Annotated in this window: 10 protein-coding genes; 7 read left to right on the top strand and 3 right to left on the bottom strand. The window is 44.2% G+C overall.

Going from position 1 to position 13,079, the window contains the following annotated elements; all coding sequences use genetic code 11:
* Positions 1-185: 185 nt before the first annotated feature.
* Together hmpA and OCV50_RS18775 are read left to right on the top strand one after the other, a co-directional pair.
* Positions 186-1,382, top strand: a complete 1,197-nt coding sequence (gene hmpA / locus OCV50_RS18770; RefSeq protein ID WP_261904235.1) for an NO-inducible flavohemoprotein — start codon at positions 186-188, stop codon at positions 1,380-1,382.
* Positions 1,383-1,587: 205 nt separating this feature from the next.
* Positions 1,588-2,970 carry a CHASE4 domain-containing protein gene (locus OCV50_RS18775; protein WP_261904236.1) on the top strand — a complete coding sequence of 461 codons (1,383 nt, stop codon included), beginning with the start codon at positions 1,588-1,590 and terminating at the stop codon, positions 2,968-2,970.
* Between the two features lie 59 nt (positions 2,971-3,029).
* On the opposite strand, the gene OCV50_RS18780 is transcribed toward OCV50_RS18775, so the two are convergent.
* On the bottom strand, positions 3,030-4,010 hold the full coding sequence (locus OCV50_RS18780) for a TDT family transporter (protein WP_239839860.1): 981 nt from the start codon (positions 4,008-4,010) through the stop codon (positions 3,030-3,032).
* 201 nt (positions 4,011-4,211) lie between these two features.
* The gene (gene clcA / locus OCV50_RS18785; RefSeq protein WP_239839861.1) at positions 4,212-5,618 is read right to left on the bottom strand and encodes a H(+)/Cl(-) exchange transporter ClcA; all 1,407 of its coding nucleotides are present in this window, start codon (positions 5,616-5,618) and stop codon (positions 4,212-4,214) included.
* 567 nt (positions 5,619-6,185) lie between these two features.
* Between clcA and OCV50_RS18790 the strand changes: the two genes are divergently transcribed.
* The 3 genes from OCV50_RS18790 to OCV50_RS18800 all read left to right on the top strand — a co-directional run bounded on the left by OCV50_RS18790 (position 6,186) and on the right by OCV50_RS18800 (position 9,439).
* Positions 6,186-7,169, top strand: a complete 984-nt coding sequence (locus OCV50_RS18790) for a CobW family GTP-binding protein (RefSeq protein ID WP_261904237.1) — start codon at positions 6,186-6,188, stop codon at positions 7,167-7,169.
* A 159-nt stretch (positions 7,170-7,328) separates the two neighbouring features.
* Positions 7,329-8,615 carry a DEAD/DEAH box helicase gene (locus tag OCV50_RS18795; RefSeq protein WP_032552679.1) on the top strand — a complete coding sequence of 429 codons (1,287 nt, stop codon included), beginning with the start codon at positions 7,329-7,331 and terminating at the stop codon, positions 8,613-8,615.
* A gap of 203 nt (positions 8,616-8,818) precedes the next feature.
* Positions 8,819-9,439 carry a LysE family translocator gene (locus tag OCV50_RS18800; protein WP_239839863.1) on the top strand — a complete coding sequence of 207 codons (621 nt, stop codon included), beginning with the start codon at positions 8,819-8,821 and terminating at the stop codon, positions 9,437-9,439.
* A gap of 78 nt (positions 9,440-9,517) precedes the next feature.
* Here the strand turns inward: OCV50_RS18800 and OCV50_RS18805 are convergent, their stop codons facing one another.
* Positions 9,518-11,542 (bottom strand): PhoX family protein, encoded by a 2,025-nt coding sequence (locus OCV50_RS18805; protein ID WP_261904238.1) that lies wholly within the window; start codon positions 11,540-11,542, stop codon positions 9,518-9,520.
* A gap of 237 nt (positions 11,543-11,779) precedes the next feature.
* On the opposite strand from OCV50_RS18805, the gene OCV50_RS18810 reads away from it, so the two are divergent.
* Positions 11,780-12,118 (top strand): YggL 50S ribosome-binding family protein, encoded by a 339-nt coding sequence (locus tag OCV50_RS18810; protein WP_032552676.1) that lies wholly within the window; start codon positions 11,780-11,782, stop codon positions 12,116-12,118.
* A gap of 268 nt (positions 12,119-12,386) precedes the next feature.
* A complete protein-coding gene (locus OCV50_RS18815) occupies positions 12,387-13,070 on the top strand; it encodes a spondin domain-containing protein (protein ID WP_390905156.1) in 684 nt (227 codons plus the stop codon).
* Positions 13,071-13,079 lie beyond the last annotated feature (9 nt).

Raw genomic sequence — 13,079 nt, forward strand, 5'->3', positions numbered from 1 at the left:
CCAATGATTTATTGATGCATTTTTGATCTCAATCAATCATGAGTTATTAATTGGTTTTCGTGATTTTTTGAGATAAAAACAAGTCAAAATAACTTAGATATCAAAAAATCGTAAAGTCATTCTTATTTTCTAAAGGTAGTCAAAGTGACACACATGTCATGAGGCTCAGTGTTCGGAGTAAATCCATGCTTAACAATGTACATATCGATATCATCAAGTCTACGATCCCACTACTTGAGAGTGCAGGCCCGGCGTTAACAACACACTTTTATCAACGTATGTTTTCTCACAACCCAGAGTTGAAAGATATTTTCAATATGACTCATCAACAGACTGGACGCCAAGGTGTAGCGTTGTTTGAGGCGATTGCCGCTTACGCGAAGAACATTGAAAACTTAGCGGCGCTGCAAGGTGCGGTAGAGCGCATTGCTCAAAAACACACAAGCTTTAATATCCAGCCAGAGCATTATCAAATTGTTGGTCACCACCTAATTGAAACATTACGTGAACTGGCAACAGAAGCGTTCACTCCAGAAGTTGAAGAGGCGTGGACTGCCGCATACCTTTTCCTTGCTCAAATCTTCATTGATCGCGAAGGTGAGCTTTACCTACAACGCAAACTGGCCGTTGGTGGCTGGGAAGCAGCAAGAACCTTCGTTGTAGAGCAAAAGAATGTTGAATCCGATCTGGTTAAGAGTTTTGTATTCAAGCCAAAAGATAATGGCCCTGTGTTGGATTACGTTCCGGGTCAATACATCGGTATTGAAGTCAAACCTGATGGCGCGTCGAATAATGAAATTCGCCAATATTCGCTTTCAGATACACCGAACGGTGAGACTTACCGTATTTCGGTTAAGCGTGAAGGTGAGGGCGGCCAGTTCTCAGGTCTTGTTTCAAATCACCTACATAACTCTGTAGAGGTGGGTGATGAAGTGAAGCTGTATGCGCCAGCGGGTGATTTCTTCTATCAAGAGCGTCAAAAACCGGTAACGTTGATCTCAGCAGGTGTGGGTGTTACTCCAATGCAATCGATGCTGGAATATCTAAGCAGACAGCAAAAAAATGAGCCGGTTTTGTATCTACACGCATGTGAAAAAGTAGAGCAGCACTCGTTTACTCAGCGTGTTTCTGACATTGTTGCAGACAAAGGCTGGTCAGCGAAAACGTGGTACATGAACAAGTCTGCAACTGATTGTGACAGTGTATTGGAAGGCCAGATGAACCTATCACAAGTGAGTGAAACAGCTGGATTTGAAGATAGCGACTTCTACATCTGTGGTCCGGTTGGTTTCATGAAGAATATTGTTGAACAGTTAGATGCTCTGAATATTGATCGCTCTCGTGTTCACTACGAAGTATTCGGACCTCACGCTCAGTTCTAGATTGAATCTCAGTAAATCGTTAAGAGGCCTCATTTTTATGAGGCCTTTTTTGTTTGTATAGGGCGTGTTTTGTAAAAAGAAAGTACTTAGATATCGATGTTTTATATATATGGTATGGAATACAGTTGAGTTTAAATTTATACTGCCAATTAACCGTATATCAAACTATTTATATTCGAGGCATCCTTTGACAATTGAAAGTCGCATGAAGTGGCATCACTCTATTGAAAGACGTTTGGTATTGATTTTTGTCTTTGCGATGGCTTTGATTTTCGCTGTCATGACTAGCCTATCACTCTATGCGGGTCTGCAAGAGAAGAAAGATACTGAGGAGAAGCGTGTTGAGAAATCGATGAGCGTTGCGCTAAACCTGTTAGGCGGTCAAATAGATGATATCGAACACTTAACCAAAGATTATGCCTATTGGGATGAGGCGTATAACTTCATAGAGAATCCCAATATCGCGTTTGTGAAGAGTTCGCTGGACATGGACTCACTCAAGGTGGCAGACCTTAATGGTTTAATCGTACATGACCAATTTGGAAAAGCACTTTATAGAATAAGCACATACGATTTCATTACAGATTCTCAACTCTGGAGTGAGTTTGATGATGGCACGTTGCTACAAGGCAAGAAGGTACAGAGGGGCAGTATTTTTCTAAAAGGAAGAATACTGGCTTTTGTTTCTCATGAGGTAAGCGACAATTCGGGCAGTTTACCAAGTAATGGGCGTATCACTGTGTTCCGAGAGATTGATCAACGAATGATGGATCAAATTAGCCGAGGTATTGGTGAGTCTTTCAATTTAGTGAACATGAGTCAACCGGATGCAATCACGACGATTGTGTATCGTGATGCTTGGCGTGTAGAAAAGTCAGAGATCATCTTTCATGACGATATAATTAAAGGCACGTATAGCCTTTTTCTCTCCGAAGAACTGACCTTGCCAGTGCTCGTTGAAATACAACTTGAGCGCGAACCATTCCAAATGTCGAGCCTATGGCGTTGGCTAATACCTCAAATATTGTTACTCGCCTTGCTGACATTCTTTCTGCTGATGTTATTAAGAGCCACTATTACACGACCAATAAAGGGCTTAGTTGCGTGGCTTAATCAGGTTAATGGGTCTCAACTAGCGGAGGATCTTAGGCCTTATTCTTACTCTCAACATGGTGAGATAGGAGTGCTCAGTGAAAAGTTCAGCGAGATATACAACAACCTTTATCAGCAACATCAGTTTAGTCAGCTACTTCTGTATTCGATCAGTGATTTTATTTTCACGGTGGATGCACAAGGTAAAGTCGACTATTGCAATCCTGCCGCCGCCGAATGGTTGAACATAGATTCGAAAGAGCTCTACAAGCAAGATTTCGAACTCTTGTTTGCTAGCGTAGATGATGACGCCCCCAGTGTTGCCAATTGGTTATACCGCGCCTTAGAAACTTACAGTGAATTCAGTGGCCAGCTAAACATTCGAAAACTCAGTGAACCCAATCAAATACACTTTCTTGAAATTCAGGTTAGCCCAATTTTATACAACGACACCGATCAAAAGGGTGCAATGATTATACTTAGGCTGAAAGATTGACGTTAATATCTGCACGGGACTACAAACGCAGTACGCACAGAGTGCTGCGACCTTGCTAATTAGGTATGTTTCTCTTTCTTAATCAGCTGCCTGGGCTTGAATAGTTCTGGCCAGTACATTTTCACATAGCCACCAGATACCCAGATAACCAGAATCGTTGCCACGGTAAGCTCAAAGAAGCCAAAGTTGTGCAGCCAGTACCATTGTGGGAACTCAGAACCAAAGAAATCAGTCAGTCGATGCATTGCGACAGCGCTAATAACTGAAGGGAAGGTTACAGCTGCAATGGAGGGCTGGAATTTAAGTCGCATCAATCGGATGTAGCATAGGTAAATCAGCAGCGTCATTGTAATGGCAATTCCAGCCAAAGCGCCGGTTAAAATTGGGTCAGGCGATGGGAAATTAACCAAGTAGGCTGCGAGCGACAAGTTAACAGGTGCTGCCATGATCGCCAGCGTTGGGCGAGCTCTTCTAGGGAGATTCCCCTCAAACACCAAGCGATATAACACCACTGGTAGCATGAAGAAATAGATACCAATACAAGTAGCGGCAAGTGTTTCAGAAAATACCGTGTGTCCAAACTGGGTACCCGCTAATGAACTGCTAATTAACCCTACTGGGTACAAGAACCAGCTTGGTACGATGTTGGACATTTTGAAGTTGATGATTTGGAAGCTAAAGAACAACACCATCATAGTAAAATGAAGCAATAGGGCACAGAACCAGATAGGGTAGGCGATGATGGGGGATATCTCGGCGAGATAGTCGCACAGGATCAATAGTGCCATGCTCATCGGTGCCATCAAGCTGCCACTTAGCGGGTGGCGGATGTCGTTAATGAAGGTATTAAAACTAGTGAGATAGCGAAGTAAAACAGGCAGTAGCAGCAATGCGCCAAGTGAAGCAAGGTAGGGGCGAATGACTTCACCAACTCCTGGGATATATAAAGCCCATGCTTGTCCTAATCCTATAACACCAAGTGCTAAAGACGCCTGAGATGGTGGCACATTCTTTACTTGGGTTAATCTTTTCCAGTTCAACGACTTGCTCCAACTTGCTATCAAATAATAGATTTTTTGCTCTAATTTGAGCCTAAAATCGTGCCATCAATAGTTGTTGAGGGCACTCAATAAAATTTGAATGGATGATAGCAAGTTTAACGTTTGCTTTTTTGATTTTGATACGGAATCGGGACATTAAGCACGTTGAATGTGTGCTTTTGTTCTATGAGTTATTTGTTATTAACGTACTTCCTCTTGCTGAGGGAGATCTTGCTGTCTTAGCTTGTCGTTTTTGAGTGTTCGGTTAAGCAGTTGGCTATAGATTGGTTGGCCACCTAACATTTGTGCAATGATCACAGCACCTAAACAAGTGATGATCAGTGGTAAGATCAGGTAGTAGTTATTTGTCATTTCGATGACCAATAAAATGCCCGTAATCGGGGCTCGAACTGTAGCCGCGAATAACGCACCCATACCCGCAATCGCGAACATTCCTGGTTCGATGTGAAGGCCCGGTAATAGTGCTGCAGCGGTAAGCCCAAAGGCATAGCCAAAGAGTGTCCCTAAAGCGAGCATTGGAGCAAAGATACCGCCAGGTGCACCTGAACCGAAACAGAGTAACGTCGTGAGTACACGACCTAAAAAGATCAGGAGTAATATGTTTGCGCTGTAGTTGCCATTGGTGACGTTAGGGATGATACCAATACCACCGCCAGTGAGTTCAGGAATGTAGAGAAGCAATAAGCCAAAACAGCCACCAAGTAATGTCCCCGTTGCCAAGTAGCGTTTTCGATCGTTCTTGTGTATTGCGACAAACATGTCTTGTGAAAGGGTGATCAGTTTATTGAAAACGACCCCAAAAAGCCCAAATAACACACCTAACAATAAGAACAACCATAGAGCATTCAGTTCGGGTGGCTGATATTGAGGCATAGTAATAACAGCCGATTGACCGTTGATTGAACGAAAGACAATATTGGCTGAAACGGCAGAAATGATCACAGCTTTAATCGAAATGAGGGAGTAGCGAAACTGAGGTCGCATCTCTTCAACAACAAACATTATCCCGGCTAACGGTGCATTGAATGCGGCTGCTAAACCGCCGGCGGCACCAGAGGCTAACAAAGAGTGTCGACTGTCATCATCTTTTACTCGAAAGATGTCGGTAACCATTCGGCCGATACTTCCGCCCATTTGCACAGTCGGTCCTTCACGGCCTAACACCATACCTGAGCCTAGTGCGCCCATACCGCCGAAGAATTTGACAGGTAGCACTCGCCACCATCGAACGGGACGCATTCCATCCATCGCACCTTCAATTTCAGGGATGCCTGATCCTGCAGCCTCTGGAGCAAAGCGATGCACAAGGAAATAACCAATAAAAGCAAAAGCCGCACTAATAAGAAAAGCCGCTAACCAAAGTGGTAAATAGCTACCTATTTCATCTTTCAGCCAGTCGGTACGTGTCTCTGTGATGAAATGAATCGCAACCTCGAAATAAGTACCAACAACTCCTGCGAGTACACCTACGATACAGGAAAGAAACAGAACTGAGGCGGGCGTTTTATCTCTAGAGAGAAATTGGCTAATAGCCCCCCTTGGCATTTTTGCTAAAAGGGACTGCTTAATTTTCTCTCTGTTGGTCATTGAAGGTAGGTTCCTGAGCTGATGAGATGGGACTGCAGTAAATTATACGCTTCCGATGAATATGCTATAGCTGCAAAGATGCAAAGTTGAATTTCATTTATGAAAATAGTTTATTACATTAATGAGGTGTATGGACAATATAGTGGAATCGCCGTCACAATTTTGCTCGATTTATTTTAGGCAACTTGAATAACCCTGAAAATGAACCATAGTAAAAGTGTAAAGCAACATAACGAACCGCAAGGAGAAGTGAGGTTTTACACACAATTTGGATGGATTCGAAAACAAAATTCTAATTCCTCGTTAAATGTTCAGGTCGATGACAAGACTTCCTGATTCGCGAACTCACGATTGAGTAACGAGGGTAAGGCGCGCTACCGAAGTGCGCCTTTAGTCTATCTGGAACCGCATAAATTCTTTCTATTGCTCTATGTTGTCTCGTCATCTTCTGGCTCGCATGTACGTGCTCCCTTTAAAACGACCTCAATTCCTTTTCTGGCGGCATCAATACAATGCGGACAAACCTTTGATATTCGGTATATACTCCTAAAAAAAGGAGAATGAACTATGACGAACAGAGTTCCGACCAATATTATTACGGGCTTTCTCGGCGTGGGTAAAACGACCGCGATTTTAAACTTGTTGAAGAACAAACCTGAGAACGAAAACTGGGCAGTATTGGTTAACGAATTTGGCGAAATTGGTATTGATGGCGCGCTAATGACAGATCAAGGTGCGTTGATTAAAGAGGTACCTGGTGGGTGCATGTGCTGTACTGCTGGCGTTCCTATGTCTGTTGGTATCAATGCATTACTTCGTCAAAAGCCTGATCGTCTTCTTATCGAGCCGACTGGCTTAGGGCACCCTAAACAAGTGATTGCGACATTAACCTCAGAGCAATACACACCGTATGTGGATCTCAAGGCGACACTAGGTTTGGTTGACCCTCGTTATCTCTCAGATGAAAAGTACACATCAAATCAAAACTTCAACGACCAGTTGGATAGCGCAGATGTGATCATCGGTACCAAAGTGGATCTTGTGCACTCTGAAGATATCGACACCTTCAATGACTGGGTGACTAATCAAACTCCGGCTAAGGTATTCCATAAACTCATTCATGATGGCGAAGTGCCGCTTGAAGTTTTGGATATTGAACGTGTTCGTGGTGGCGCATCGTTTGGAATTGAAGCGCATCATCATGACCATGCCGAACAAGAGCCTCAGTTCGAACTTCCACCGGGCGAAGATTTCATTCGTAAAGAGAACAAAGGACAAGGCTATTTTAGCTGTGGTTGGTTATTTGGTGCCGAACACAAGTTTGATTTCGACCAACTGTTTTCTATGCTCTCTGCCCTACAAGCTGAAAGAGTAAAAGCCGTGGTGAATACCGACCAGGGCTGCTTTGCATTTAATGTTGCGAACCAAGTGGTATCGGTTCATGAAATTAGCTTAGATGGCTTTGAATCCCGCCTAGAAGTGATTGATTCGCAACTCATGCCATGGGCAGACCTTGAACAGGTATTGCTCAAACTTTGTGGCCTGAAGTAATAAAAGAGGGCACTTGTTGGGCTTTAAACTCAATAAGTGCCATTTAGAGTGACAAAATTTGCGTTATATCACGATAAATGTGAGATAAATCACTCTAATTACTTTATAGTGCTCGGCTGAAATAAAAATGTAGGCTGTCTGCTTAAGGAACTCGTAACAATGTCATTTTCCTCTCAAGGTTTTGCTCCTGAACTCGTAAAAGCGCTGACTGAGTGTGGTTATGAAAAACTCACACCTATTCAACAAAAAGCGATCCCAATGGCGCGTAAAGGCCATGATATTTTTGCTACGGCACAAACGGGTACGGGCAAAACAGCTGCGTTTTCATTACCTGTCATTCAGCACCTATTGAACAGTGGGAACAAAGCATCACGCGGTACGGCTCGTGCTTTAATCCTTGCTCCAACACGTGAGCTTGTTGCTCAAATCGCACAAAACATCAAAGACTACGTTAAGTACACAGAACTCAGCGTGGCAGCGGTTTATGGTGGCAACAAGATGTCATCACAGGTTCGTCAGCTAGATCTAGGTGTCGATATTCTTGTTGCAACACCAGGCCGTCTAGAAGAGCATCTGGAAGAGGGCAATGTCTCTATTTCTAATCTTGAGTTCTTAGTTTTTGATGAAGCTGACCGTATTCTTGATATGGGCTTTATCAATGCTGTCCGTAAGATCATGATGGATGTTGAAACATCACCTCAAATTATGATGTTCTCAGCAACGACTTCAACGCAACTAAACCAACTTTCTGTTGATATTCTACGTAAGCCAAAGCGCATTAGCGTTGAGCGTGAAAACTCAACTGCAGCAACTGTGGGTCACGTGGTTTACCCAGTAGACCAAGAGCGTAAAACAGAGCTGCTATCAGAACTGATTGGTCGTAAAAACTGGCGCCAAGTTCTTGTGTTTGTGAACTACAAAGAGACAGCAAACGAGGTTGTAAAAGAGCTTAAACTTGATGGCATCAAAGCTGTACTTTGTCATGGCGATAAAGCACAAAGTGCGCGTCGTCGTGCTCTGGATGACTTTAAAGAAGGTAAAGCGCGTGTGATGGTAGCAACAGACGTTGCGGCTCGCGGTCTAGATATCGAAGACTTACCACACGTAATCAACTACGACATGCCATTCCTTGCAGAGGACTACGTTCACCGAATTGGTCGTACTGGTCGCGCCGGTAAACAAGGTCACGCAGTTTCGTTTGTAAACCGTGAAGAAGAGCTGACGGTTGTACAGGTAGAGAAGCTAATCCAACAGCGTATTCGCCGCGTTGAGCAGCCGGGCTATGAGCCTAAAAAACGTGATGCTTACATCGAGAAGCTAAACACCAAGTCGGCTTACAAGAACCGCCAAGGTCGCAAAAATAACGCGAACGAAGAAAAGCCAGATCAAGCGAATGCTGAGCGCCGTCTAGCAATGATGAAGCGTATCAAGAACCGCCGTAAGTAAATTGCGCTGGTGATGCGAAAAGAGCCACTGTAATGTGGCTCTTTTACGTTTTAAGAGCTGTTAAATTTATAAAGAGCGATAGTGTATGTAAATATTAACGCTGCTTATGCCACCATCGATATTTCAATAGTCACGACTTTCAATACGCTGATTCTAAATCAGAACAGTCAGTTTTATTTAATACAAAGCAATAAGGTAACAATATGGATAGCGCGCTACTTTTGGCTTTCATCCCCACATTTTTCTTTGTCTCAATCACTCCTGGGATGTGCATGACATTAGCGCTCACACTCGGTATGAGTATTGGTTATCGTCGCACGTTATGGATGATGGCGGGCGAACTGGTTGGCGTGGGTGTGGTATCAGTCGCTGCGGTATTGGGTATCGCTTCTATCATGCTGAACTACCCATGGTTGTTTACTGGGTTTAAGTTCGTTGGTGCAGCGTATCTGTTTTACCTTGGTGTTCAAATGTGGCGCTCAAAGGGAAAATTGGCCATCAGCACAGACAGCCAAAGCCAAGCGACAGGTAATGATTGGGACTTGGTTGTTCAAGGTTTCGTCACTGCCATCGCGAATCCAAAAGGATGGGCATTCATGATTTCTCTATTGCCGCCTTTCATCAACAGCTCTAAAGCGTTAGTGCCTCAGTTGTCTATTCTGGTCTCTATTATCTTGGTATCAGAATTTGTCTGTATGACGCTATACGCAACGGGCGGAAAGAGTTTGAAGCATCTCTTGGGACAAGCAGACAATGTTCGCTTGATGAACCGTATTGCTGGAACCTTGATGATGGGTGTCGGCGTGTGGTTGTTTGTGAGTTGATATTGTAGATTTCATAATTAGAAAGGGCGATGGATTCATTATCCATCGCCCTTTTGCTTTTAGGTCAGTGGTATAGCGTTAAACCGCAATTTCACCACCGTCTTCACGACGGATTACCACTGTTGCTGCTCTTGGGCGAACCTTGCCTTTTGTTTCGGCGGTTGCATCGTCAGACATTGGCCAGTTTGCTGGGTGCTGAATGTTCACAAACAGAGATTTGTAATCAGGGCTAATGGTAAAGCCTGTTACTTCACAACCATTTGGACCAACAAAGAAGCGCTTCAATTGGTTTTGGTTTTCAGCACTGATAACGGCAGGGTCACCATTATCATCCGTTAACTGAGATGGAACAACGGCTAACATTTGGTCGTTGGTGTACTGAGTGACTTCGTCGGCACCGTTATCGGTTTGAATCCACAGAATACCACGGCCATCAAAAGCTAAGCCATCAGGGCTCGCGAATTGGTTGATGTCGTTGAGGCCAGAGCGATTGATCTTTGGATCCGACACTGCTGGCGAACCAAACACAAAAATATCCCATTGGAACGCATCCGCCGTTTTGCCTTCATCCCAACGGATCACATGTCCAAACTTGTTGTTAATGCGAGGGTTGGCTGAGTTCGCTTCTTTACGTTTGGTGTTGTTGGTTAGAGTTAGGTAAGCCGTGCCTGTCATTGGGTCAACGGCACACCACTCAGGGCGATCCATCGGTGTTGCACCAACCAAGTCAGCAGCGCCTGCTGTGTTCACAATCAGCTCAGCTTGAGAGTTGAATGTGTCAGACAGTTTGCCACCTTTCGCCGCCATGCTATCTAGCGTTAATGGAAGCCATGAGCCTGTACCATCTTCATTGAATCGAGCCACATATAATGTGCCTTTATCCATGTATTTGTCGCCAGCAACAAGTCGGTTTTCTGGCTTCGCATCTTTTGGATCCCATTTCGCATCAGATACGAACTTGTAGAGATACTCGAAGCGAGAGTCGTGACCAGAATAGAACACAACAGGTTGGCCTTCGGTAAGCTTGCCAAATGTACAACCTTCATGGCGGAAGCAGCCTAATGCTGTACGTTTTTTTGCACGTGAATTGGCGGTGTATGGGTCAATCTCAACGATGTAACCGTGGCCATGAGCTTCATTACGGTAGTCGTCTTTCGCGGACTTACCATTAGGTGTTACGTCGAAGCGCGAAAACTCATCCAATCGCTCTTCTGAATTGCCAGCAAGTGTATCCCAGCCATAGCGTGTTTTGTCTGTTGAGATACCAATACGCTCTTGCGCTGTGGTCGTTTGACCTTTGTTAACAAAGTAGCCTGGCCAGTTCTCTTCACACGTTAGATATGTTCCCCAAGGTGTGTAGCCGTTACCACAGTTGTTTAATGTTCCACGAGCTTGGCTGCCATCGGGAGAGTATTTGGTTTTCACTAACTCTGTGTGAGCAACAGGACCAGAAAGATCCATGGTAGTCGAACCTGTGTAGCGGCGGTTGAGTGGATCGTTATCGACCATCACCCACTGATTACCTTCAAGCTTAACGCGAACGACACTCACACCGTGCGCGTTGATCTCTTTACGCACTTCATCGGTGCTGGTACGAGCGCCATCTTGATAGGTCGGTCCGTTAGGGTGCAGCGCCTTTTGGTCGATGTATTCGTGGTTGATAACCAGCAGGCCATCATTATTGTTACCGTCTAGCGGGAAGAAATGCATGCCATCATGGTGCATGCCTAAGGCGTTTGCTTGGTCATCGCCAGTGTTCTTGCCATCTTCACGCCATGCCTTACCTTGTGCGTTCAGTGGTGTACCCCATGGGACAAGTACTTGTGCTACGTAACCTTTAGGTACAACGACACTGTCAGTCAGAGATCCTTTTACAGATTCAAAAGCAAGCTGTGCGCTGCTCTTTGCTGATGACGCCTGAGATGCAGCTGCAGCTGGTGCACTGTGGCCTGCTAAGCCGAAAGCACCAAATGCCGTCATTGCACTGATACCCAAACCACCTTTAAGAATGCTACGGCGAGATAGGCTCGCTTCTAGTACTTCTTCGAAGGGTTTGTTATCACTATTGTTAAAGCGACGGCTATCGAATGTTTCCTTGCTCATGAACTTACTTCCTATTGAGTTTGAGATGGTTATTAGAGTAATAGTGTCAATACGAGGCTAATCCTGATGGAAGTAAGTGACATATTTTTATAAATTATATTAAGGTTTTGTTGCTGTAGCACGATTCTTACGCTTTTGGGCTCAATGCCTTATAAATCTCTTTGGAATTAGTGGGCAACTGTGTATAAATGCTTATATCCCCATGAGTAATGGGCGACATCATAAAGAGAGAATGCTATGAAATTAGATAAAATCGAAAACAAGAACCGTCGTCTACGTAAAAAACTATACCTAGGCGAATTCGCTATTCTGGGTTTTGAAGTGAGCTGTACTACATCTATTACTGACTTCGACCAGTACGATGTGTTCATCGATGAGTTTATTGATTTTATCGATGGTATCGGTTTGTGCTTTGGTGGTGGTGGTCTTGAGCTATTTGAAGGCTTTGTTTGCGCAACGGAACGCTACCGTTCGGTAACAGAAGCAGAACAGTTGCAAGTAGCACAATGGCTTGAAGCTCGTGCAGAAGTGAGCAAAGTTGAAGTGAGCGAATTAGTAGACGCGAACTACCTATAACTTCGCAAAGCTTTTAACATTCAATGGAATGTGGAAGCCAACAAGATTAATCAAGGCCCAGTGTTTATTCACTGGGCCTTTTTGTTAGTGATTCTGCAGGTCCTATTTTACGAGTGAGAGAAAACCAACAAACTTGTGAGACTTTTATGAGAATTGAATGAAATCGCTGATAGATCTCATTGCCATCCTATTTATCAATACCTTGGTCGATGACCATTTTTGATAAAGGCATAACTCGCTCGATGAGTGAAAATAGGATGGAATCATTATGAATAAGCAAAAAGTTTTCGGACTCACATTTTCTGCGCTGGCACTATCTATGTCAGTTTCCACACTAAGCGCGGCTGAACTGGATATATCTATAACTAATGCGACGAAAGGCATCTATTTTACTCCAATTCTTGTCGCCGCTCATGACTCTAGCTTGTTTATGTTTAGAACCGGTGAAACTGCAAGTGCTGAACTTGAAGCTATGGCGGAAGGGGGGGATATTACTGGTCTTTCGAGTGTCATTACCAATGCTGGTGGTGTTGTATCGGAAAACCCAGCTACCGGTATCCTAAACCCTGGAGTAACAGCGTCACTGACTATCGATACAGGCAACCTAAAGTATCTATCCTTGAGTGCAATGCTTCTACCAACCAACGATGGCTTTGTCGGCCTTGATAGTTGGAAAATTCCAGAGCAAGCGGGTACCTATAAAGTTTCACTCAATGGCTACGATGCCGGTACAGAAGCGAATGATGAACTCGCTGGAAGTATACCAAATCCTCCATTCATCACATTCGGTAGTGGCGGTACTGGTGTAGAGACTGCTGTATCAAACAATAAAGTTCATATTCATCCGGGTAACATTGGTGATGATAATGCGACTGGCGGGATAAGTGACCTTGATAACAGTAGCCACCGCTGGTTAAACCCAGTTGCGACGATCACGATTGAAGTGAAATAGGAGGCCGTC

The sequence above is a fragment of the Vibrio fortis genome (genome assembly GCF_024347475.1).
Classification (GTDB): domain Bacteria; phylum Pseudomonadota; class Gammaproteobacteria; order Enterobacterales; family Vibrionaceae; genus Vibrio; species Vibrio fortis.

What these genes read in the sequence shown, in the direction of transcription:
- OCV50_RS18815 (WP_390905156.1), top strand. Translation starts at nt 12,387, where the DNA reads ATGAATAAGCAAAAAGTTTTCGGACTCACATTTTCTGCGCTGGCACTA.
- clcA (WP_239839861.1), bottom strand. Translation starts at nt 5,618, where the DNA reads ATGACCAACAGAGAGAAAATTAAGCAGTCCCTTTTAGCAAAAATGCCA.
- OCV50_RS18795 (WP_032552679.1), top strand. Translation starts at nt 7,329, where the DNA reads ATGTCATTTTCCTCTCAAGGTTTTGCTCCTGAACTCGTAAAAGCGCTG.
- hmpA (WP_261904235.1), top strand. Translation starts at nt 186, where the DNA reads ATGCTTAACAATGTACATATCGATATCATCAAGTCTACGATCCCACTA.
- OCV50_RS18790 (WP_261904237.1), top strand. Translation starts at nt 6,186, where the DNA reads ATGACGAACAGAGTTCCGACCAATATTATTACGGGCTTTCTCGGCGTG.
- OCV50_RS18775 (WP_261904236.1), top strand. Translation starts at nt 1,588, where the DNA reads ATGAAGTGGCATCACTCTATTGAAAGACGTTTGGTATTGATTTTTGTC.
- OCV50_RS18810 (WP_032552676.1), top strand. Translation starts at nt 11,780, where the DNA reads ATGAAATTAGATAAAATCGAAAACAAGAACCGTCGTCTACGTAAAAAA.
- OCV50_RS18805 (WP_261904238.1), bottom strand. Translation starts at nt 11,542, where the DNA reads ATGAGCAAGGAAACATTCGATAGCCGTCGCTTTAACAATAGTGATAAC.
- OCV50_RS18800 (WP_239839863.1), top strand. Translation starts at nt 8,819, where the DNA reads ATGGATAGCGCGCTACTTTTGGCTTTCATCCCCACATTTTTCTTTGTC.